At 44.4% G+C, this 21967-nt stretch carries 20 protein-coding genes and 1 tRNA gene; 13 read left to right on the forward strand and 8 right to left on the reverse strand.

All coding sequences use genetic code 11. The annotated features are described in order from the left end of the window. The first annotated feature begins 53 nt into the window (after positions 1-53). The 3 genes from QUA13_RS00105 (at position 54) to QUA13_RS00115 (ending at position 1913) form a co-directional block, all read left to right on the forward strand. Positions 54-124: transfer RNA gene (locus tag QUA13_RS00105), tRNA-Gly, on the forward strand. Between the two features lie 371 nt (positions 125-495). Further along, positions 496-1173, forward strand: a complete 678-nt coding sequence (locus tag QUA13_RS00110; RefSeq protein ID WP_333195686.1) for an actin-binding WH2 domain-containing protein — start codon at positions 496-498, stop codon at positions 1171-1173. Positions 1174-1202: 29 nt separating this feature from the next. Beyond that, positions 1203-1913 carry a hypothetical protein gene (locus QUA13_RS00115; RefSeq protein ID WP_172185831.1) on the forward strand — a complete coding sequence of 237 codons (711 nt, stop codon included), beginning with the start codon at positions 1203-1205 and terminating at the stop codon, positions 1911-1913. Between the two features lie 180 nt (positions 1914-2093). Here QUA13_RS00115 and mutS read toward each other — a convergent pair whose 3' ends face one another. Further along, the gene (gene mutS / locus QUA13_RS00120; protein WP_333195687.1) at positions 2094-4721 is read right to left on the reverse strand and encodes a DNA mismatch repair protein MutS; all 2628 of its coding nucleotides are present in this window, start codon (positions 4719-4721) and stop codon (positions 2094-2096) included. Between the two features lie 744 nt (positions 4722-5465). Here mutS and QUA13_RS00125 point away from each other — a divergent pair. From QUA13_RS00125 to QUA13_RS00140, 4 genes are all read left to right on the forward strand, one after another. Next, entirely contained in the window at positions 5466-6632 is a 1167-nt protein-coding gene (locus tag QUA13_RS00125; protein ID WP_333191471.1) for a zinc-dependent alcohol dehydrogenase, read from the forward strand. Between the two features lie 27 nt (positions 6633-6659). Further along, entirely contained in the window at positions 6660-6869 is a 210-nt protein-coding gene (locus QUA13_RS00130) for an acetyltransferase (RefSeq protein WP_172185828.1), read from the forward strand. 372 nt (positions 6870-7241) lie between these two features. Further along, on the forward strand, positions 7242-8096 hold the full coding sequence (locus QUA13_RS00135) for a manganese catalase family protein (RefSeq protein ID WP_333195689.1): 855 nt from the start codon (positions 7242-7244) through the stop codon (positions 8094-8096). Between the two features lie 225 nt (positions 8097-8321). Beyond that, positions 8322-8999: an HAD family hydrolase gene (locus QUA13_RS00140; protein WP_333195690.1), complete on the forward strand. Its 678-nt coding sequence runs from the start codon at positions 8322-8324 to the stop codon at positions 8997-8999. A gap of 10 nt (positions 9000-9009) precedes the next feature. Here the strand turns inward: QUA13_RS00140 and QUA13_RS00145 are convergent, their stop codons facing one another. Further along, complete coding sequence (locus QUA13_RS00145) at positions 9010-10194, reverse strand: AAA family ATPase (protein WP_333195691.1); 1185 nt, start codon at positions 10192-10194, stop codon at positions 9010-9012. A gap of 15 nt (positions 10195-10209) precedes the next feature. Further along, positions 10210-11001: an RNA ligase family protein gene (locus QUA13_RS00150; RefSeq protein WP_333195693.1), complete on the reverse strand. Its 792-nt coding sequence runs from the start codon at positions 10999-11001 to the stop codon at positions 10210-10212. 135 nt (positions 11002-11136) lie between these two features. Here QUA13_RS00150 and QUA13_RS00155 point away from each other — a divergent pair, with 135 nt between their 5' ends. The 3 genes from QUA13_RS00155 (at position 11137) to hpxZ (ending at position 13279) form a co-directional block, all read left to right on the forward strand. Beyond that, on the forward strand, positions 11137-12006 hold the full coding sequence (locus tag QUA13_RS00155) for a prohibitin family protein (protein WP_333195694.1): 870 nt from the start codon (positions 11137-11139) through the stop codon (positions 12004-12006). Between the two features lie 236 nt (positions 12007-12242). Continuing rightward, entirely contained in the window at positions 12243-12662 is a 420-nt protein-coding gene (locus QUA13_RS00160) for a peptidylprolyl isomerase (protein ID WP_172185822.1), read from the forward strand. A gap of 224 nt (positions 12663-12886) precedes the next feature. Beyond that, positions 12887-13279 carry an oxalurate catabolism protein HpxZ gene (hpxZ, locus tag QUA13_RS00165; protein ID WP_333195696.1) on the forward strand — a complete coding sequence of 131 codons (393 nt, stop codon included), beginning with the start codon at positions 12887-12889 and terminating at the stop codon, positions 13277-13279. A gap of 18 nt (positions 13280-13297) precedes the next feature. Here hpxZ and QUA13_RS00170 read toward each other — a convergent pair whose 3' ends face one another. Next, positions 13298-13999, reverse strand: a complete 702-nt coding sequence (locus QUA13_RS00170; protein WP_333195698.1) for a hypothetical protein — start codon at positions 13997-13999, stop codon at positions 13298-13300. A gap of 110 nt (positions 14000-14109) precedes the next feature. After that, complete coding sequence (locus QUA13_RS00175; protein WP_333195700.1) at positions 14110-15234, reverse strand: THUMP domain-containing protein; 1125 nt, start codon at positions 15232-15234, stop codon at positions 14110-14112. A gap of 460 nt (positions 15235-15694) precedes the next feature. Here QUA13_RS00175 and QUA13_RS00180 point away from each other — a divergent pair, with 460 nt between their 5' ends. The 3 genes from QUA13_RS00180 (at position 15695) to QUA13_RS00190 (ending at position 18235) form a co-directional block, all read left to right on the forward strand. Continuing rightward, a complete protein-coding gene (locus tag QUA13_RS00180; protein WP_333024559.1) occupies positions 15695-15847 on the forward strand; it encodes a hypothetical protein in 153 nt (50 codons plus the stop codon). A 141-nt stretch (positions 15848-15988) separates the two neighbouring features. Next, complete coding sequence (locus tag QUA13_RS00185) at positions 15989-17137, forward strand: JmjC domain-containing protein (RefSeq protein ID WP_333195701.1); 1149 nt, start codon at positions 15989-15991, stop codon at positions 17135-17137. Between the two features lie 75 nt (positions 17138-17212). Next, entirely contained in the window at positions 17213-18235 is a 1023-nt protein-coding gene (locus QUA13_RS00190; RefSeq protein ID WP_333195702.1) for a sucrase ferredoxin, read from the forward strand. Between the two features lie 100 nt (positions 18236-18335). On the opposite strand, the gene QUA13_RS00195 is transcribed toward QUA13_RS00190, so the two are convergent. The 3 genes from QUA13_RS00195 to QUA13_RS00205 form a co-directional block, all read right to left on the reverse strand. Further along, a complete protein-coding gene (locus QUA13_RS00195; RefSeq protein ID WP_333195703.1) occupies positions 18336-18776 on the reverse strand; it encodes a GNAT family N-acetyltransferase in 441 nt (146 codons plus the stop codon). Between the two features lie 89 nt (positions 18777-18865). After that, positions 18866-20200: a TldD/PmbA family protein gene (locus tag QUA13_RS00200; protein WP_333195704.1), complete on the reverse strand. Its 1335-nt coding sequence runs from the start codon at positions 20198-20200 to the stop codon at positions 18866-18868. Positions 20201-20415: 215 nt separating this feature from the next. Then, positions 20416-21903 (reverse strand): TldD/PmbA family protein, encoded by a 1488-nt coding sequence (locus tag QUA13_RS00205; RefSeq protein WP_333195706.1) that lies wholly within the window; start codon positions 21901-21903, stop codon positions 20416-20418. Positions 21904-21967: the final 64 nt, after the last annotated feature.

Genomic DNA, 21967 nt, shown 5'->3' on the forward strand with positions numbered 1-21967 from the left:
TGCACAGGCCTATTGCAATCCCCAGAGACTTGTGGTATGTTTAGTTTCTGTGCGCGGGCATAGTTTAGTGGTAAAACTTTAGCCTTCCAAGCTAACTATGCGGGTTCGATTCCCGCTGCCCGCTTGCGCCTACAAAAACCTCAAACCAACGATAAGTCAACGGTTTGAGGTTTTTTATTGCCCAGAATAGGGGTGAGTCGGGGCTCCAAGTGACTAGAAATTGACTACGATTTGACTACGGAATGACTATCAAATGACCTTTTTGGATACAATTTGGAGACAATGTGACTAGAATTTGACTAGAAATATGCAGCCCATACTCAATAGCGGTAAGGTGCGCGGCAGAAGAGCACCCAACCTAATTAGGTTCTGTGTAAGTCCTGTATCTGCAAGAATAATTGGTTAACATAGAGTTCCCTGATTTGACAAGCTTGCCGAGCACACTCAGCTTGAGTTATGACTGATTCGGAGTCGCATCAGTCACAAGGAGATCCCGTGAAATATTTTTCAGTAGTAATGTATTTGCTGCGGGAACGGCAACAGTTTCTCGAAGAAATTCGCCAAGGTGTCAAGCTCAAATCTAAAATTTTCGGTTTGTTGATTTCTAGTACCATATTTTTTGGCATTTACGGAGCGATATTAGGTGCATCGAGTACGTGGATGCAATGTCTAGTTTCAGCAATTAAGCTGCCAGCACTTTACTTGCTGACGCTGATTATCTGCTTTCCCACACTGTACTTTTTTAATGTCATGTTTGGTTCAAAACGAACTTTTGAGCAGTATTTGACATTGTTGATGACAGCGATGGCGATGATTAGCGTTTTGCTATTTGGATTTGCACCGGTCAGTCTGTTTTTTCTCCTAAGCAGTACCAATTACAATTTTTATCTGGTGTTGAATGTTGCTATTATGGCAATCACAGGATTTTTGGGCGTAAGTTTCATTTATCAAGGAATGCACTTTCTGTCCGAACAAGATGCGGAAGGCAAAGACCTCAGGCTAAATATTTTGCGCTTTTGGTTGGGACTTTATGCGTTTGTAGGCAGTCAGTTGGGATGGACGCTGAGACCGTTTTTTGGCGCACCTGGACAAGCTTTTCAACTGTTCAGAAACCGAGAAAGCAATTTTTATCTGAGTCTGTGGGATTCAATTAGGTCGATTGGAGGGTTTTAATTAATGTCAAGTTAAGGAGATTTGAAATAGTGATACAAGCGGATTTGGATGAGTTGACAATTCCGGAAAGAGAGTTAGAGGATTTGAGCGGAATAGCTTTGAGCGACGGTTTTGCAGCCGACTTTTACCGATCTGCGGCACTCCTGAACGGGAAAAAGCTGTTCTCTCTTTTGTTGAATGAGTTGCTGATATTTTGCGTGACATTAGTTGTTTCACTGCCTGTTGCTTTACTGGCTAATCAACATAATGTTGGTTCATTTAGCGATGCTGAGATATTTGTCCGGGTTTTACAAATAACTTTGGGTTTATCGCTGGCGATTACTGTTGCTTGGAATATCTATAAATGGGTTAAGGCAAAGCCTCTGGCAACGCTGGCGGGTCTGCTAGATGAAGTTGAGAAGTATCATGAGGTGATTCAGGCTTTAGATATTATCGATCGCCTAACGGCTGCTGGCAATTTACAAGCCAATTTAATTAACCGAGCAGATGCAATTGAGGCATTAAAAATTACTAGAGAAAGTTTAGTCTGTGCTTTGAAAACAGAAAGGATTCTCAGGGAAAATCAGCAATTTATCGGCCGCCGTTACGAGTTATTTGCTAATATTGAAAGTAATTTGGCTGCTTTGATGGCGGTGGATGTGAGCGATCGGGCGACTGAATACGGGCGGTTGTTGAATGAGGCTTTGGAAATTGGGATGAGCGTGCACAAAGAGGTAAGAAAGTTGCAAAATGGGCGTTAGAGTTGCTGGTTTGTAGTAAAAGTAGTAACTTCTATATTGCACCATGCTCAAGAACAGGCAGGATGCCTGTTCCACAAAAATTAAATTTTATTGTGGGGCGGGCAGGATGCCCGCCCCTGAAAGGCTTATTGAAAATGGTGCAATATAGAAGTTACTACAATTTTTTTTACACCGCAAATTTCAATCCTCAAAAATATCCAACTGTTCGCCCTCCGACTCTTTTTTACCATCTTTTTTAACACCCTTTCGGAGCCCGATCGCAATTTTGCTATGTTTCTCAATCTGCTTCATCACCTGTCTCGCCCTGTCAATCACCGAGGGCGGTAAACCAGCTAATCTGCCCGCTTCAATTCCGTAAGATTTGTCAGCACCTCCCGGCTGAACTTGGTGCAAAAATACGATTTGATCCGGCAATTCTTTGACTGTCACCTGATAATTTGCGACATTATCCAAAATAGAAGCTAACTCATTCAATTCGTGATAGTGAGTAGCAAAAATTGTCCGCGCCCGAATCTCAGTTGCTAAATATTCCGCTACAGACCAAGCAATCGACAGTCCGTCAAACGTCGCCGTTCCCCTGCCAATTTCATCTAACAACACCAATGATTGCGGCGTCGCGTGATTGAGAATATTTGCAGTTTCGTTCATTTCCACCATAAACGTAGATTGACCGGTTGCCAAATCATCTACTGCGCCGACGCGGGTAAAAATGCGATCGCAAATTCCCAAACTCGCAGCTTTCGCGGGCACAAAACTGCCCATTTGCGCCATTAACTGGATCAAACCCACCTGCCGCAAATAACAACTCTTCCCGCTAGCATTCGGGCCGGTTAAAATAATTAAATCTGGGCGGTTTAACGATTCTTCCCGGCCCAAAAAAGCAGAATTAGGTACAAAGAATCCCGGCGGCAAAGACTTTTCCACCACAGGATGACAACCTTCAATAATTTTAATTTCCCGACTTTCTGTCATAGTCGGGCGACAGTAATTCTGGTAAACTGCTACTTCTGACAAACCGCACAAAACATCGGCCGCCGCCACGGCGCGGGAAACATTGCGAATAATTTCGGCGTGTTCTCCTACCTCCGATCGCACTTTAGCAAAAATATCGTATTCCAATTGATTTAAATCTTCCCGCGCCGTCAGAATTCGCACTTCCCTTTCTTTTAATTCTTCAGTGCTGTAGCGTTCTTCATTGGTGAGAGTTTGCTTGCGGGTGTAGTCGTTCGGCACTTGGTCTACTTTCGACTTGGTAATGCTGATGTAATAGCCGAAAGCTTTATTGTAGCCAACTTTTAAATTAGAAATTCCCGTGCGTTTTCTCTCAGTTGCTTCTAAATTTGCAATCCATTCTTGGTCGGCTGATGCAGTGTGGCGCATTTCATCTAGCATGGGATTGATTCCCGAGCGAATCAAACCTCCTTCTTTTAAATGAATCGGCGGTTCATCAACTAAATGAGCGTGAATCTTAGTTGATAATTCTTCTAAAATTGGCGGTACATTTTGCAGCGCTTTCAAATAGGGCGATCGCCCTTGGGCTGCGATCGAGGCTAATGCCGGCAGTTTTCCCAGAGAATCAGCTAAAGCGACCAAATCCCGCGCGCTAGCTGTTCCAGAACCGGCGCGGCCTGTCAGTCTTTCGATGTCGTAAATTTGGCGCAGCAACTGCTGCAAATCTTGGCGCAGGGCGTTATTTTCTACTAATTCTTGAATCGTGTCGTGTCGGGCGCCAATGCCTTTAATGTTGAGCAAAGGTTGCAGCACCCAGCGGCGCAAAGCGCGGCCTCCCATTGCGGTGCTGGTTTTGTCTATAGCCCACAGCAGCGAACCGTGAAAAACCCCATCTCTGACTGTTTGAGTAATTTCGAGATTGCGGCGGGTTTGGTAGTCGAGTACGAGAAAATCGGTGAGAGTGTAAGTGTGCAATCTTTGCAAAGAAACTGCTTTTTCCTTTTGAGTTTCTTCGAGATATTGCAGCAAACCGCCGGCGGCGCGCACTGCTAGGGAAAGGTGTCCGCATCCCATACCTTCGAGCGATCGCACTTTGAACTTTTGCAGGATTCTCTGTTTCGCTTCGGACAAAGTAAACGGAACTTGCGATCGCAAAGAATAGCAAAACGAATTCGGCAAACAATCGGGTAAATGCTCGGATTTCTCTCCGGGCCTTAACATAGTCACCAAATCCGGCGCATTAGTCGGTACCAAGACTTCCGAAGGTTGCAAGCGCAGCAATTCTAAGGTTAATTGTTCTAAACTGTCTGCTTGGGTAGTGACGAATTCTCCCGTAGAAATATCTGTATAAGCCAATCCCCAATGTTCCCCAGCGATGACGACTGCTGCTAAAAAATTATTTTGTCTGGGTTTGAGCATTCCGTCATCAGTCAAAGTTCCGGGAGTGAGAATGCGGGTAATTTCGCGCTTGACTTGGCGGCCTTCTTTAGCAGCAATCGACGCATCTTCCACTTGGTCGCAAACTACTACAGCATAGCCTTTTTCTACTAACATTGAGGTGTAGCGGTCGACGGCGTGGTGCGGCACTCCTGTCATCGGCACTCTGCCAATTTCCTTGCCGCTTTCTTTGCTAGTACAAACAAGTTCTAATTCCTGCGAAATAGTAACTGCATCTTGGAAAAAACACTCAAAAAAATCTCCGACTCGAAACAATAAAAGTGCGTGGGGATACTGTTCTTTCACTTCCACATACCGCTGCATCATCGGCGTTAGCTTGGTGAATTCTAATAGGCGGTGGTCGGCATTGCGGATGTTGGGTTGATTGGGGTCTGTTGGGGTAGATGCAGTGTAAGGCATAAAAGGCGATCGATAAATTTTAATCTTTAACAACTTTAGCGCAAGCTCGGCTTTTAGCTATAACTAATATACAATATTTGACGATTAATCCTTCTTAAGCAGGGTGCGTGATTCTCAATATTGGGGCATGGTGTTGAGCTATACAAAAGTCACGCACCCTACTTAATAATCGATAAACCCGCTTTTAGTTGAGAAGTTTTCGGTCGCTATTTATCTAATGTGAGCTTAAGCCTCCGCTATAGTGAGATTAAGTGCGAAGGTTTTATTTATTGTGAGAGAAGAGCGATCGCCGATCGACAAAAACAATCTCAGCTATGTAGTTCTTAGCTGTTATAGCAGATGTTGAAGGAAGAAAGAACAAGGAAAAACGAAAAAGGAAAAAGGCTTTAGTTATCTAGAAGAGAAGGAATAAGGCTTTAGTTATCTAGTAGAGAAGAAAGAAGCAATTTTCGGCAACGGTTTCAGCAATTAAGAACGTTCTAACCGTCGGGCGCGGTTGCTATAACTGTTGGGGCTTAACAGAAGAATGTGAAATCTCCCGCACTTTAGCTGGAGGATAAGCTTTACATTTTTGTTATTGAAAACAGCCGGAAGATAGATTTATAAATTATACCTACGATAGAGATAAAATTTATTTTATCGGGTTAAAGTAAAAATTATCCAAGTAAGTGATTTATCAGCGTAGTAAATTTAAGATTTACATCAAAAATCTACTAGCTAGTAGTTAACTAGAGGAAAAAAATAATGAAAGCTCTTTGCTGGCACGGAGCAAATGATGTGCGAGTTGATAATGTACCAGACCCAACAATTATCAATCCGCGCGATGCAATAGTTAAAATCACGTCTACAGCAATCTGCGGCTCAGATTTGCACCTCTACGATGGCTTCATCCCGACAATGCAATCGGGCGACATCATGGGGCACGAATTCATGGGGGAAGTAGTCGAACTCGGCAGCCAAGTCAAGAACTTAAAAAAGGGCGATCGCGTCGTCATTCCTTTTACTATTTCTTGCGGCAGTTGCTTCTTTTGCAACCGCGATTTGTGGTCGCTGTGCGACAACTCCAACCCCAATGCTGGGCTGGCTGAAAAAATCTACGGTCATTCGCCGGCGGGACTGTTTGGCTACTCGCATTTAACGGGTGGCTATGCAGGAGGCCAAGCAGAATACGCGCGGGTTCCGTTTGCAGATGTCGGCCCTTTAAAAATTCCCGACGGACTTTCTGACGAACAAGTATTGTTCCTCACCGATATCTTTCCTACCGGTTACATGGCCGCCGAAAACTGCGACATTCAGCCGGGGGATACTGTAGCAGTTTGGGGATGCGGGCCGGTCGGACAATTTGCGATCAGAAGCGCGTTTATGCTGGGGGCCGATCGAGTAATTGCGATCGACCGCGTACCGGAACGCTTGCAAATGGCGGCCGCGGCAAAAGCTGAAATCATCAATTACGAAGAAATGGACGCCGGGGAAGCCGTCACCGAAATGACCGGGGGACGCGGGCCCGACTCTTGCATCGACGCGGTGGGAATGGAAGCCCACGGCACCGGTCTCGACGCTTTGTACGACAAAGCCAAGCAAGCCGTGCGGTTGGAGAGCGATCGACCTACGGCCCTGCGACAAGTGATCCTCGCGTGTCGCAAGGGTGGTACAGTGTCAATTCCCGGCGTTTACGGCGGCTTCGTTGACAAAGTGCCATTAGGTGCAGCTTTCAACAAAGGTTTGACCATGAAAATGGGACAGACGCACGTTCACCGCTATTTGCGGCCTTTGCTCGATCGCGTTCAAAAAGGCGAAATTGACCCGTCATTCGTAATTACGCACCGAATGAAATTGGATGAAGCGCCCCACGCTTACGAGATTTTCAAACAGAAAAAAGACAACTGCATCAAAGTTGTCCTCAAACCCTAACTCGCATTTAGCCTTCAAGGAAAAACTATGCTTTTACAAGAAAAAGAATCAGGCGACTTGATTGAAATCCTCGATGTAGATGCTTTAATCAGCCCTACAAAAAATGAAGTGCCGGGAAAAAATCAAGCTGGTGAAGAAGAGCAAGAGAAAGCAAATTTTCCAAAAAGTAAATTAGTGTTTCCTTCCGGTGAAGCTCTACCGCGTTGTTGGACTGAGGAAAACTATAAAACTAGCTGATTCAAGACATTCCTCCTAGCCCCCCCTTGTTAAGGGGGGGACTGGAAGCTAGGGCTAGGGACACGGCACATAGGTGTCGGCTAAACCCGAAAAACCGCTCTCCCACAGGGGTTAAAACCTCTGCCGGAGGGCGGTTTTGACGTGTTTTTTGACACCCGGAAGACACAGCGCTGTGTTTGTTTAAATAGAATGTACGATCGACTAAATTTAATAGAGTCTTTAGTTCGCAGGCGCGAAAAACCGCATTAAACTAAAGTGATAAAGATAACCGGGTTTGATTGAGTTTCTTTATGACTAAAAGCTGATTTCCTCCCTCACGGGCAGCGTTACAAATAAGGGAAGTTAATCAAACAACCCTGGGAGGAATTCCCCATGTTTTACCATAAGAAGCCACTACAGTATTACAAAAGACCAGAAAAGCCAGATGCCGTTTACGCCAAGAAAATACAAGAACTAATTGGCGGTACATTTGGCGAAATGACAGTGATGATGCAGTACCTATTTCAAGGTTGGAACTGCCGAGGCCCTGCCAAATATCGCGATATGCTGCTTGATGTCGGTACAGAAGAAATCGGGCATATCGAGATGCTAGCAACTATGATTGCTCACTTGTTAGATAAAGCTCCTGTATCTATGCAAGAAGACGGTTTCAAGGATGCTGTGGTGGGTGCTGTGATGGGTGGAAACAGCCCGCGAGATGCGATCGCCGCCAGCATGAATCCGCAGCACGCAATTGTATCGGGTTTGGGCGCACTTCCTAGCGACAGCGTAGGGTATCCCTGGAACGGCCGTTATATCGTTGCTAGCGGCAATCTTTTAGCAGATTTTCGCTCGAATTTGCACGCCGAATCGCAAGGAAGATTGCAGGCTGTGCGGATGTATGAAATGTCAGACGATGCGGGCGTGAAAGACACCCTGAGTTTTATGATCGCCCGCGACACGATGCACCAAAATTTGTGGCTGGCGGCGATCGAAGATTTAGAAAGTTCGGGAATGGAAACAACACCCGTTCCGAGTTCCTTCCCGCAGGAGTTGGAAAAGTCACAATTTGCTTATCAGTTTTGGAATCATTCTGAAGGTTCCGAAAGTAGCCAGGGACGCTGGGCGAAAGGCAAATCAATGGACGGCAAAGGCGAGTTTGAATATGTCGCCAATCCCCAACCGTTAGGGCCAGAAATAGTACCGCCGCAGCCCGAACCAAAATTGCACGGCACCGGGATGAAATAGCCAATCAAAAAGTTAATAGTAAGCTGGTCAGTCCCAGATTAACTTAACTAATTAAGGACTAAAATGCTTACTCCTAACCTAACACAAACGAAAGTTCTTACTACAAACCTTTGGTTAGTAGTAAGAACTTTCATCGCTGATTTGCTAATTAATTAGTTAAGGACTGAAGTCCTTACTACAAACCAGGTTTTGACAATAAGTCTAATAACTAACAACAAATAAGTTATGCAATTGCAAGCAGTAATTCTCGATATTGACGGTACTCTGACGCTCAGCAATGACGCCCACGCTCAAGCTTGGGTAGAGGCATTTGCGGCTTACGGCTACGAGGTGCCGTTCGAGAAAGTTCGCCCGCTAATTGGCATGGGAGGCGACAAAGTTATACCCAAAATGGTATCAGGACTTTCCGACGAAGCAGGCGACGGGAAAAAGATTGCACAGCGGCGCAAAGAACTGATTGTTAACCGCGCTCCCGAACTTTCTCCAACCCCCGGTTCGCGGGATTTACTGTTAAAAATGCAGCAAGAAGGATTGCAGCTAATTATTGCTACTTCATCTACCACCGAAGAACTTTCCGGTTTGCTGAAAGCTGCACAAGTTGACGATTTATTGGATCGAGCCACGACATCTAGCGATGCGGAAGCTTCTAAACCGGAACCGGATATTGTGGAAGCTGCTTTGAGCAAATTGCAGGTGGAAGCGAGTCAGACTGTGATGTTAGCTGATACTCCTTACGATATCGAAGCTGCGGGCAAGTGCGGGGTGCCAGTAATTGCTTTTCGGTGCGGAGGTTTCGATGATACTTCGCTGGCAAATGCTGCGGAAATTTACGATCACCCTGCTGATTTGTTGGCGCATTATGACGATTCTATTTTAGGGAAAAAGGAGCTGGTAGCGCGTTGAAGTAATATAGCTAACTGAGGGGAATCGCCCCTAAAGTAGCCTGAGTGGCTACGATCCACTCGACTTGATGGGCTTCTGTGATATCTGGAATATCCAGCCGCGCAGCTAATTTGCGAATGACTGCTTCGGGTACTGTTGCTGTGCGCGATCGATTCCGCTGCAATATTTCTTCTAGAGGTACTTCCAGATAAACAATGCGAATTCGCGCTTGATAAGCAGCAAAAAAATCAATTAATTGCTGCCGCATTTGTTTAGTGGTATTCGTGGCGTTCCACACAAAAGAACGCCCCTCACTCATGTATTCGCGCGCTTTTTGTTTGGCTGCTGTGACCACATTTCCAGGGGTTTCGTCGGGAGGGACATTCATCTCTTTTCGCAGTGCATCCAGCGAGATTACTGGCAAATCTGGGAGATTTTTCCGAACCCAATAATCTTTACCGCTTCCTGGCAAGCCAGACATCAAAATTACTTCGCATTTAGTGTCGTCAAATGCTTCGTAATCCGGGTTTCCGTTCTCTTTGCGGAAGTAGATAAATCGGCTGTGTGCTGATGGGAATTGTCGGGGAGAATCCAAACATTTATTTTCTTGACAAAACTCCCGAAATAGTTGTATTTTATCGAGCAGTTCTTGTTTGTCGGCGCAGTGGCGGCCGCGCACGTCTGCTTCTGCTAAAAGTGCGAGGAAATCGCAGCGGACAACTTGACTAACTTTAATTACTGACTGCTGCGGGTTGGGTTTGTCGATCAGCCAGATGGGTAAACTGCCGAATTTGACGATCGCCACAACTGTTTCGCGAATGTCAAACTGCACAGGTGGCTCGAATTGAGATAAAATTTGTCTGACCATTCTCGCACCTTGGCGGGCGTGACCTTTTGAGCTAATTCTGCCATTTTCTTCTGTCTTTGTAAAGGCAGGTTTTGCGACATCGTGCAGCAAAGCGGCGGCAAAAAGCATCGATCGGTCTTTTTCGGGAAGTTGCCGCCAATTTGGGGAAGATATTAAGGCTTCACAGACCATTTTGGTGTGAATAAAAACATCTCCTTCGGCGTGGTAAATCGGGTCTTGCTGACATCCTTTGAGGCTGTCAATCCAGTCGAAATGCGTTTGAATACCGTCCCAATCCAGGAACCAATCGGGCGGTTCGGGACAAAAGGGAAAAGTCCAAGGCGGCGAGGGCGATAACAGTGTATTCATAAATTCACCTGCTAGTTAACTAAAATTAAATAAATCTGCGCCGGGACGCAGAATATTGGGTATAATTGGGCGATTTAGCCAATGTCCTTCGGCATTTTTAATAGCAGTCAAAAAACTGGCACGCACGTATTTGTAACGCGCCTTTACTATCCCATCTTCTTCGACTTTAATGTACAGACCCTCCATGCGATCGCTCTTGTCAGTCTCTTTCAAACACCGTTCTTCATCTAATCCCAATTCCCGACAGTACAAACGCAAGCTTTCCAAATGTCCGGGTTGAATAAAATTAGATTTGTCCATAAACTGCATCATTTGCTTGGGAGATTTCAACACTCCCGAAAACAGCACGGGAACGGACACGAACGGCAGTCCGCTTAACAAATTGCGGCGGGATTCTGTACTCAAAAATTGATTGGTTTCTAAGTCGAGCACATCGTATTCCATGAAATAGTGCGGCAAAAAATCATAAAAGACAGTGTGTTTGGCATAAAGCCATTCACCGTAAAGAATATAGCGATTTCCCAGGACTTTTCCCAGGGTTCCGCTGAGACTGAAAGCCCACTGTTTGAATAAGTTAAAATGTTTTTCCCTCGGCCCGCCGGTGAGATAGTGGCCGCGACTTTGCAGCAGCATTTGTCCGTCTGGTGCGAAGCTGATGCCTGTATTAGCGCCGTCTACCTTTTCTTCAATCACTGTAGGGCGATCGCTAAGGGCGCTAAATGGCACGCTATCGAGGTCTTCATCGCCTGGTTGGAAACGCGAACCTTCGATGTGATAAGTTCTAGGATATTTAACAATTTTGAGCATCAGCCCATCCATTTTAGATTTAAGATTTCAGAGGCAACCCCATCCATTTTAGATTGTAATTTTAGATTTGAGACTTTAGAGGCGACCCAATCTATTTAACCATTATAATGAAATGAGCACAAAGGAGCGTGTAAGTTGAAAAATCAAAGTTTTCAGAGCATATCATCAGCACTCGCTGGGATTCTATTAGTAGGCGCGCTACTCATCGGTTTAAACTCTTTTGTTGTCATCAATCCAGGCGAAGCAGGGGTAGTCAGCGTTTTAGGAAAAGCCAAAGATGGAGCATTGTTAGAGGGGTTTCACCTCAGACCCCCGCTGATATCTAAGGTAGATGTGTACGATGTAACAGTGCAAAAATTTGAAGTTCCCGCCCAGAGTGCTACTAAAGACCTTCAGGATTTAAATGCTAGTTTTGCGATCAATTTTCGCCTTGATGCTGAGAGAATAGTTGAGATCAGAAGAACTCAAGTAACTTTGGAGAATATAGTCTCAAAAATTATTGCTCCTCAGACTCAAGAAGCATTTAAAACAGCGGCTGCACTCAGAACCGCCGAACAATCTATTACTCAAAGAAGTGAACTGAAGAGAGACTTTGATACTGCGCTGAAGGACAGGCTATCAAAGTATGATGTAATCGTCCTCGATACGAGCGTTGTTAACATTCGATTCTCCACAGATTTTGCAAAAGCGGTTGAGGAGAAACAGGTTGCTGAACAGCGGGCGCAAAGGGCGGTTTATGTGGCTCAGGAAGCAGAGCAACAGGCTCAAGCTGACATTAACCGCGCTCAAGGTAGGGCGGAAGCTCAAAGGCTGTTGGCTGAAACTTTGAAGGCTCAGGGCGGCAATTTAGTTCTGCAAAAAGAGGCGATCGAAGCTTGGAGAAGCGGGGGCGCTCAGATGCCAAAAGTGTTGGTGATGGGCAGCGGTTCGAGTCGGGTTCCTTTCATTTTTAATATGAGCGATATTCAAGAAGAACCCGATCGCCCGCAAGTGACCAACAATTAAAATATGACTGAGGGTAACAAACTCGGTGTCTCCGAAAATATTGGCTTTGCTAAGCAGAAATCTCGCCATAAACCGAGTTTCCTCAGAAAGCGCACATAAGTCCTATGAGAGTTGCCGGAATATGCTACACTTCTGAAAGCCACAATATAACGACAGTTTGAAACCTGTCGCTATAAAAGCGAAGTCCGCAATTAACACGCAGGCAACACACTCATTTTAGGAAGCAAGGAAAAATCATGACCCGCGCTATTATGGAAACCGACAAAGGCACAATCAATTTGGAATTGTTCGATGCGGATGCGCCTAACACAGTGAAGAATTTTGTTGACTTGGCGGAAAAAGGTTTTTACGATGGATTGGCTTTTCACCGAGTCATTCCTAACTTTATGATTCAAGGTGGCTGTCCAAAAGGCAATGGAACCGGCGGCCCCGGCTACAAAATCAAGTGCGAAATCAACTCCAACAAACATTTGGCAGGAACTTTATCGATGGCTCACGCAGGTAAAGATACGGGTGGTAGCCAATTCTTTATTTGCCATTCTCCCCAGTCTCATTTAGATGGAGTTCACACAACTTTTGGCAAAACTGAGGATATGTCTGTCGTCAATGCTATCCGCCAAGGTGACAAGATTCTTTCGCTGAAAATTGAGCATTAATTTCCTCTAATTAGTTGCGTTTGTAGTAAGGACTTTAAGTCCTTATTGCAAACAAAACGTGTGAAAGTTAAGAGTTTTAAAATCTACAATTTATGACAATAATTTCTTGATGGTACAAGCCCCCGGATTTATCCGTGGAATCAATCCAAAATCCAAAATCCTTGCATCCTCAAGCCCCCGGATTTATCCGTGGTGTCAATCTAAAATCTAAAATCTAAAATCGAATGACTGTTATCAATGATTCTGCTGTGGTGGCTGAGTTAACTGAACTATATTTAAAATACGAAAAAGCTCTTTGTACGAACGATATTGAAACTCTCGATAATTTGTTCTGGGATGCGCCGGAAGTCGTGCGGTTTGGGGTGACGGAGAACCTGTACGGGAGCGATGAGGTGAGGGCTTTTCGCCAAGGGCGATCGCCTGTAAATGTCGATCGAGAAATTTTCAACCTCAAAGTCGTGACATTCAATGCAGACACGGCGGCTGTGACGCTGGAATTTCGCCGTGTAATGGATGGAGTGGTGCGGCTGGGGCGGCAGAGTCAGATGTGGCGAAAGTTTCCTCAAGGGTGGAAGATTGTTTCCGCTCACGTTTCTTTGTTGCCGGGGGAGGGATGAGCGGTGATACACCTCCGATTAAGGTGATATAATTTCCCCTGTAGGCATTTGAATTTGATTATTGTTGAGCCATTTAATTCCGCAGATATTCTTTTTTTTCTTTAGTATTAGTGCTTCTGCTTTGTCACCTGCCTTCTTCATAGGCGAAGGTGGCACCTCAGGTTCGTTTTCATTTTCATTGACTCTAAAATAAAGCTCTTGCCCATCAGAAGAGAAGATTTTTTTTTCAATAAAAGGCATTAACTTGTATCTTAACCTCAGACTGCATGAACCTGTGGTATCATCGCGATCGTTCAACATGAAATCTCCGTTGTAGTAGCTGTAAACAGATTTTAATTGATTGGGTGATTGTACAACTTGTACGAGTTCTCCTCTTTCTCCAAAAATCACTATACCAATCACATATTCGGGTAATTTACCCAAATAATAAAGTAGGGTGCAGGTAGAAATAATTAAGGAAAAAGCGACTATTCTTACAGCTAACTTGTCGGGATTTTGTACGAATGTTTCTGGGTCTAAAAATACATAAAAAACATATATTAACAAAAAACATATACCAAATAATCCCGCCCACACGTCAAGATCCACACCTGCTAAAGAATAGGGACAGAGTACGATAATTAAATTTAATATATTAAAAATTATCGCGCCCCACACTATAAATTTTGATTTCATATTTTTAGAGGCTGTAAATGAAAATGATTCTAAAGCGGTATCCAAAAGCTCAATTTAACTATAGCCGGAGCAATTCTACCATAGCTGCACGTCTTTCTTGGTTATCCACTTTTGCAGTAGCTGGGTCATTACCGCAATTTTCCGGATCCTCTCCCCTAATACAGTTCATATTTGAGCAAAGTACACGGAATCGATCCATTAAAAACCGGAATTCGCCGCGATGTCCTGAGTCCCACCTTTTTACCCAACTCCTTATTCCCAGTCAAAATAAACGCATTCCAACCTTTAAAACGATTTTTGAAAATATCCCCCAACATCTTGTACAAATCTCCCAATTCGCTAGCATCTCCCAGGCGCTCTCCGTAGGGAGGATTGCAAATCAAAACGCCTCTGTCTGCGGGTGCTTCCAACTGGGATAGCTCGGTTTGAGCAAACTGAATCTTACCGGAAATACCGGCTTGCTGCGCGTTCGTGCGAGCTTGGGTTAACATATCGGAATCGCGATCGCACCCAGCAACCACTTGCTGAAGCTCCGGTAACTCACTATTTTCAGCTTCTGCCCACAATTTATCCCACAAAGGTTCGTCAAAATCCCGCCAAGTCATAAATCCAAACTTTTCTCGAAACAATCCCGGTGCAATATTCAAAGCCTTTAAACTCGCTTCCAAAGGCAAAGTTCCAGAACCGCACATCGGGTCTAAAAACGGCAAATCTGGCGTCCATTCTGCCATCTCCAACAAAGCCGCAGCTAGGGTTTCTTTGAGGGGAGCAAGCCCCATCGCCGGTCGATATCCCCGGCGGTGCAAACTGCCGCCAGAACTGTCTAAACTTAAAATAGCTCTATCTTGATGAATGTGAATGTTAATTAGCAAATCGGGATGCTCTACATCAACATTAGAACGCTTGTTAAATTGAAGGCGCTGTTGGTCGGCGATCGCATTTTTGACCTGCAAAGCTGTATAGTGAGTGTGGTTCAACTTTTCGTTGCCGCCGGTGCAGTTTACTGCTAAAGTATTTTCGGGATACAAGTATTCGTCCCAAGGGATTTTCTGCACTTCGCGGTAGAGCATATCTGAGTTGTAACACCGGAATTCAGCGATCGGCATTAGCACTCGAAAAATTGTTCTCGACCAAAGATTGACGCGGTACAATAAAGTGCGATCGCCCGCAAAGTAAACCCCAGTAAAATCTGGCTTGACATCCTGAGCCCCTAAACGTTCTAATTCTTGGGCGGCAATAGTTTCTAAACCGCGCGCAACTGTAGCAAAATATTGATTCATTTGTTAATGGTTAATGGTAATGGTTAATTGTTAATTGTTAATTGTTAGTGGTTACTACTGACAACTGATAACTGACCGATCACCATAGTAGCTGGTTTTAATCATAAGTCTCAAAAAAATAATCTACCTTCAGGCAGATGCGTCGGTTCACCCATGCTAGCTTATTAAGAATAATATTCAACAAGTTCTCGCATTTCCATCCCTCTATTTATAGCGCTGACCGCGGCAACATAGGCGGTAAACCTTAAAACTCTTACTTTCACAGGACTTCAGCTCTCATGCTCAACTTGATATCTCATTCTTGCGGATGAGCTTTCTTCTCAACTCTTGAAAATCTTTATTAACTACTTGCGCAATTTATTGACTTTATGCTAAGGTACTTAGAGCTTGAGATTGAACCCTCAACACAATTGTTAAGGAACATCTGAGCTAGATCGGTTTACTACATTTGGAGACATTTATGTCAAAGCAAATTGACGGATCGACTTTCAAACAATCCCGTGCCAGCAAAATTCAAGTTGAAGTCAAGGAAATTGCCAAGCAGGTAACAGCTAAAAACCTCTCATCTCATCTGAATGTTGATGCTGATGGTAGCGATGTTAGCAACGAATAATTAAAAGTCTTTTCTGTTAGACTTCGATCCCCAAGCAAGAAGTAATAGATTGTACTCCTTGCTTGCGGGATAACTATAGGGGCATTGCCTCTGAAGATTAATTTTTTCAAATTTTATTGAGAAAAATTGTCATAAAGAATTATGCGATCGATCGCCAACCTATTGCAACCATACAATCTCAAAGATTTTCTAGATGACAACTGGACAACCAAAGCAGTTGTAATTCCCAGCGAAGGCAAAAAAGACTTTTCACATTTATTTTCCTGGGAAAAACTGAACTACCTTCTCAACTTTCACGAATTAAAATACCCCGACATCCGCTTAGCAATAGGAGGAAAAGTCCTCGATGAAAGCGCCAATGAAAACCTCATCAAATCCTGCCAATCTGGAGCAACTTTAATTATAAATGAAGTACACAAACTAATTCCAGAAATCGCTCACTTTGCTGCGGAAATAAAATCAGATTTTGGCTATGGAAATCAAGTAAATGCCTACTGTTCCTGGCCGGAAAAACAAGGCTTTTTTTCCCATTATGACACCCACGAAGTTTTTATATTGCAAGTAGATGGAATCAAGCAATGGTATGTATTTGAAGACACAATTAAGTATCCGCTGAAAGATCAAAAATCCTCATCTTTTCCACCACCAGAAACCGAAGCATATTTAAGCTGTATTTTACATCCAGGGGATGTGCTTTACATACCGCGCGGACATTGGCATTATGCAGTTGCTTGCGAAGAACCATCGCTGCATTTAACATTAGGAATACATTGCAAAACCGGAATTGACTTTTTAGAATGGTTGGTTGGCGAATTGCGCGAACAATCAGATTGGCGCAAAAGTTTACCGCTACGAACAAACGCAGATTCTATCAATGCAAATGTCAACAGTTTAATTGCCCAATTGCACCGCTACGCAAACAATAAAAATCTTGCAGATGAGTATAGCAGTTATCTGGACAGTTTAGGAAAACCTGTTGCCAAATATTCTTTGCCTCATCAAGCAGGATTCAATATTTTTCCCTGTGGTGTGCAAACCAAGTTTAGAATTCCCAAGTTTCAGCGGGTGAGAATTCACGAATTATCTGATGGTGGCGGATACAAAATAGTTGTTGCAGGTAAAGAAGTATCCCTGAGAGGAGTCACAGCTAAATTTACGGACAATTTATTTAGTACGGAGTTTTTTACTGGGGAAGATGTTATGGATTGGTTGCCGGATTATGATTGGGAAATAGATGTAGTGCCACTTTTGTCGAAGCTGGTAGTTGAAGGAATTATTTTTGTTGGTTAAAATTGGAGAAGAAAATGAGTTCTTATAAATGGGTTGTAAAAAGACCAATTTCTGACACATACAATGAGTTAAACAATGATGGATAAGTTTTTTTGTGCTGATGCTTCTAAATGCGTTGAAGAGGATATTATTGGCAGCGGTAGTAATTACCAAACCTATATATTAATTGAATGTTGTTTACCTTGGGAATCTGAAGCGTTTAATTCTAAACAAATTTCCCAAAATCTCAAGGATTTGGTAGAGGAAGTAGAACGTTCAAAACAGAAAATCAGATTTTTGTTGATAAATAACGATCGAACCAAATGTTCTAATCAGCGCAAAGTTTTGATTTATGAAAATAAAGAACAGGAACTTTTTGGCGGTTACGAAAAGCATGAATTTAATGTAGATAGTTTTGATAAAGTAGCGGGAGTTGTCAAAAGTTATTTAGCTGGAGAAGTCCCTAATTGCGAAACCGAAAACAAGCAAACTAGAGATATTTTGGTTTGCACTCACGGCAGTCACGATATGTGTTGTGCGAGATACGGCAATCCTTTTTATGCCCAAGCAACTGCTTTAGCTTCTGAGTTAGAATTGAATGATGTTCGCGTTTGGAGATCCAGTCACTTTGGGGGACACCGCTTTGCACCGACTGCGATCGATTTGCCTGATGGCAGATATTACGGAAATCTCGATCGCGCGTCATTCCAATCAATTTTAACGCGAACTGGCGATATCGAATGCTTGAATAAAGTTTATCGTGGTTGGGGAATTTTGCCAAATCCTATCCAAGTTTTGGAAAGAGAATTGATTGTGCTTTACGGGTGGGATTGGTTTAACTACAAAGTCGCCAGCAAAATTCTCGATTTAGAGACAAAAAATGATGCTTTTTTAGCTGAAATTACCTTTGAAAAAGCCGACGGTACGTACACCTATCGTGCCGATTTGGTAAAAGATGAAGCCAAAACTGTTCGACTCAAAGGTTCCTGCGGTGCTAAAAAAGAGTCGGAATTTGTCAAATATTCTGTAGAAAATATCCATTTTTACTCGAAAAAGGAGGAGTTAAAGTTTGCAATCTCTCCTTCAGTTTCGCTGCCAAAGTTGGTCGAAACTGTGTAAAAGCGTGTCCGATCTATCGTGCATAATACATAGGCGGGGGCGGGTTTTTGAGATTGTCGGTTTTTGACAAATATTGTTGGTGAACCCGCCCCTACAGGAATCATGGTTGAATGTCTAACTGCATAAATATGTGCGGGATTCCCAGGTAATCAAAGGGATTTTCTTGTTCGGAAAATCCGAGCTTTTGGTAAAACTTAATGGCATTAATGCGAGACATAAGTCTCAAAGTTTTGAGATTTTTTTGCTGAGCTTTTGCTATTAAATTTTTAATCAATTTAGTGCCGATTCCCCGATTTTGAAATTCAGGAAGCACTGCAACGTAGCTGATGCTTCCTAATTCTAGGGATAATTGGCGCAGTCGGGCTGAAGCAATGATTTTGCGATCGCACATGGCAATTAAATGCAAAGCACCCTCTTCGTGATTATCCCTTTCGCTACCAATCTCCATTCCTAGAGGCGATCGCAAAACCAGCCACCGCTGGTAAAACAACTCTTCTAATTCTTGTTTGTTTCTAACCGGGCGTATATCTAGTTGAGGCATTTTTATCTTGTAGGGTGCATCGCCGCCAGATTTTAGATTTAATTTGCAGATTGTAGGATGCCGACGCACCCTACGGTATAATGTGCGAGTTACAAACTGTCAGTAATACTGGTGAAATTAAAAGCTTTCACGCGCACTCCGGGCACGACACAACCGCCGTAACGCTTCACCGCACTAACTGCATCCACATCGCGCAACATATCAGGTAAAACTTGATTGAAACGCAGGTTTTTAATCGGGTAAGCAATCTTGCCATCCTCAATCCAAAAAGTACCGTCGCGAGTCATTCCCGTTACTTCCAATGTTTTCGGATTCACGTAGCGCACGTACCAAGCTCGACTGACAAAAATTCCTCGCTCGGTTTGAGCAATTAAATCTGCTAAACTTTGGTCGGAACCTGTCATCACGATCGGGTAATAAGCACCTTTCGCCTCTTTCCCTTTTTGTGCTGCCCAGTAGCGGGAATAAGACAAACTTTGAGGTACGCCATCTTTGATGATTTCCAAATAGTTATTGCTCAATCCGTCGCCGAAAAAAGTATTCGATCGCAGCAAAGGATGAGCCGGATCGCGCTGCACTTGCACTAACGGGCTAAAAAGTTGTTCTCCCGCGCGGTTTCCCTCTGCGTCGGCGATCGACATAAACGATCGCCCCTCATCCGCCGCCCTCGCATCCAAACTCCAAATTACCCACGGTAGCAAATCTGCAAAAGCAGCACCGTCAAAGATTACAGGATAAATGCCGGGAGTGACTTCGCGGGGGTTGCGGGATGCGATCGCCCGATCGAGCACTTGTTCTGCTAATTGGGCGATCGGCAATTCGTTGATACTCCAAGCAGTGCTCTGAGCCCAGCTAGAACCGTTGTCAATGCGAGCAGTAAAGCTGAAATCTGCCTCTGTAGATTGGTTGCAGGCGCGGAGTCCGGTTGACGAGGCGATCGCGTACAGCGACGCCTCAGCGCTCAAAGTACCCGAACCGTCAGCCCCCCCCTGTCCGGCAATGGCGCAAGCTTGCTGCACCATTTTGGCCCGCGCTAGAGGCGATACAGTTGCCGTTGCTGCGTCGAATGCGGGCGATCGCAAATCGTAGGTTTGAGGCGGCAGCAGCGGGATCCATTCGGGGTCTGCCGGCGCAATTCTGGCCAATTCTTCCGATCGCTTGACTGCGGAGGCGATCGCATCTTCATCAAATTCTGTAACAGCAGCAGAGGCGCTTTTGTTGCCAAAATAGCTAGTAATGCTCAGGTTAAATACAGTTTTGCTGATATTTTGGCTGATTTGATTTTCCGAGAATCGGGAAAGAGATTCTTCGCCAGTATAAAGACTGACAAATACTCCTTCCGCCGATGACATTTTAACTGTTGAATCGAGCAGAGAGAGTGCTCTGTCTTCGCTTAAAAGTGCAGGCGATGTTGTTGCAATCATAATTGATAATCGGATGGCAATTTGTTTTTACTTGAGAATTGCTTTAGCAGTCCTGGACGCAAAACCTCTATATGTAAGGTACACGGCCCAAGAGCACGTTACCGCTTATTCTTGAGTCTCTCTGCGCTAGGGCTTCCTTTGTGTAGGAGCGGTTTCAAAGGCTGAGTTTTATAAAGAGCGTTTTTAACTCTTCGCCTCTTTTTTATTCTGAAAAACTAAGCTCCTCCCCCAATTTGAATATCCCTCACTCGCACCGGCACACAAGCGTGAGTCATCTGAGCAACCTGCATCGGCTCGCCCTTTCCGCATATATTAGTACCGCACTGAACCAGCTCCGAAGCTGGCCCGATCGCATCTATTTGATTCCAGAAATCAGTAGTCATCGCCTGATAAGTTACATCCTTCAACATACCGACAACTTTACCTTTTTCCACCTTCCAAAAAGCATCGCCGCCGAATTGAAAATTGCGCCGCTGCTGGTCGATCGAATAACTACCAATACCGTCGATTAAAATCCCATCTTCGGTATCAGCAATCATCTGTGCCAAAGTAGCAGTATGGCTGCCGCCATCCGGGCCCGGCTCCAATCCCAAATTGGGAATTCTCACCATCGGCACGCTCGACCAACTGTCAGCGTAAGCAGAACCGTTGCTGCTACCGCGTCCGAGACGATAAGCCGTCTCTCTGTCAGTGAGATAATCAACTAAAATTCCATCCTTGACAACGTACCAATCTTGTGATTTTACGCCCTCATCATCGTAACCCATTGTACCGCGACCGCCTGGTTGAGTGCGATCGCACTTAAAATTCACCCAAGATGCAGCGTATTGCAGTTTATTTAACTTATCAGTAGTAGCAAAGCTCGTGCCAGCAAAATTAGATTCGTAGCCGTACACCCGGTCTAATTCAGTTGGATGACCGACAGATTCGTGGATTGTCAAAAACAAATTTGTCGGCTTAAGAATCAGGGATTTGCAAATACCAGCAGGGATTTTAGGAGCGCGGACTTTCTCAATAGCTTCAGCCGCAACTCTTTCGACTTGACTCAACAAATCATCTGGATTAATATGTTCGTAACCGATATTCAGGGGCGGGCGTTCGTAACTGCGACTTTGGGCATCGCCGCCCGCAATTGCCGTACAGTCAAAACCCGGATAGCTGCGGTAGATTGTTTGTTCGATTAGCGAGCCTTCTGTAGAAGCAAAAACCTTATCTTCGCGGCTGGACTGCAAAAAAGAATCAGCTTTTTTGATGCCTTGTGCGCCGTGTGCTAGCAGCTTCTCGTTGATAGTTAGCAGCAGTTCGGCTTTGTCAGCAACGGGTACAGAAAAAGGGTCAATGGCGATGGGAGTAATGTAGGTATCGACATATTTTTCGACAGGCACTAACCGCACAGGTTCCTTCTGAGTTAGGCGGCTGCCTTTAGCGATTTCTACAGCCAAAGCGACTATTCTTGCAACCTCTGCCGGCGTTTTGCTGTGACTGGCGGCAAACCCCCAAGCGCCGTCGAGAAGCACCCGCACGCCAAAACCGGAACTTACATTATCTGACAGTTGACTTAAAGATCGATCGCGCGCGTAAAGATTCTGCTTTCGGTAAGTGCAAAAACGCACATCACCGTACTCGCAACCTGTTTTCCGAATCAAATCTACAGCCAAATTTGCCAACTCGTTAGCAGAGATTTTTGCAGTTAATTGCACCATAGTTATTCGTCATTAGTCGTTAGTTGTCAATTATTATAGCGCTTTTCTATTTTTTGAACGAACC

This window comes from Microcoleus sp. S28C3, from assembly GCF_036700785.1.
GTDB classification, from domain to species: Bacteria; Cyanobacteriota; Cyanobacteriia; order Cyanobacteriales; family Microcoleaceae; genus Microcoleus; species Microcoleus asticus.

Bases quoted from the DNA above. Each gene is read 5' to 3' on its own strand.
- QUA13_RS00130 (WP_172185828.1), top strand. From the start codon at position 6,660: ATGCTTTTACAAGAAAAAGAATCAGGCGACTTGATTGAAATCCTCGAT.
- QUA13_RS00160 (WP_172185822.1), top strand. From the start codon at position 12,243: ATGACCCGCGCTATTATGGAAACCGACAAAGGCACAATCAATTTGGAA.
- mutS (WP_333195687.1), bottom strand. From the start codon at position 4,721: ATGCCTTACACTGCATCTACCCCAACAGACCCCAATCAACCCAACATC.
- QUA13_RS00190 (WP_333195702.1), top strand. From the start codon at position 17,213: ATGATGGATAAGTTTTTTTGTGCTGATGCTTCTAAATGCGTTGAAGAG.
- QUA13_RS00150 (WP_333195693.1), bottom strand. From the start codon at position 11,001: ATGCTCAAAATTGTTAAATATCCTAGAACTTATCACATCGAAGGTTCG.
- QUA13_RS00175 (WP_333195700.1), bottom strand. From the start codon at position 15,234: ATGAATCAATATTTTGCTACAGTTGCGCGCGGTTTAGAAACTATTGCC.
- QUA13_RS00205 (WP_333195706.1), bottom strand. From the start codon at position 21,903: ATGGTGCAATTAACTGCAAAAATCTCTGCTAACGAGTTGGCAAATTTG.
- QUA13_RS00145 (WP_333195691.1), bottom strand. From the start codon at position 10,194: ATGAATACACTGTTATCGCCCTCGCCGCCTTGGACTTTTCCCTTTTGT.
- QUA13_RS00135 (WP_333195689.1), top strand. From the start codon at position 7,242: ATGTTTTACCATAAGAAGCCACTACAGTATTACAAAAGACCAGAAAAG.
- QUA13_RS00180 (WP_333024559.1), top strand. From the start codon at position 15,695: ATGTCAAAGCAAATTGACGGATCGACTTTCAAACAATCCCGTGCCAGC.
- QUA13_RS00195 (WP_333195703.1), bottom strand. From the start codon at position 18,776: ATGCCTCAACTAGATATACGCCCGGTTAGAAACAAACAAGAATTAGAA.
- QUA13_RS00140 (WP_333195690.1), top strand. From the start codon at position 8,322: ATGCAATTGCAAGCAGTAATTCTCGATATTGACGGTACTCTGACGCTC.
- QUA13_RS00185 (WP_333195701.1), top strand. From the start codon at position 15,989: ATGCGATCGATCGCCAACCTATTGCAACCATACAATCTCAAAGATTTT.
- QUA13_RS00200 (WP_333195704.1), bottom strand. From the start codon at position 20,200: ATGATTGCAACAACATCGCCTGCACTTTTAAGCGAAGACAGAGCACTC.
- hpxZ (WP_333195696.1), top strand. From the start codon at position 12,887: ATGACTGTTATCAATGATTCTGCTGTGGTGGCTGAGTTAACTGAACTA.
- QUA13_RS00125 (WP_333191471.1), top strand. From the start codon at position 5,466: ATGAAAGCTCTTTGCTGGCACGGAGCAAATGATGTGCGAGTTGATAAT.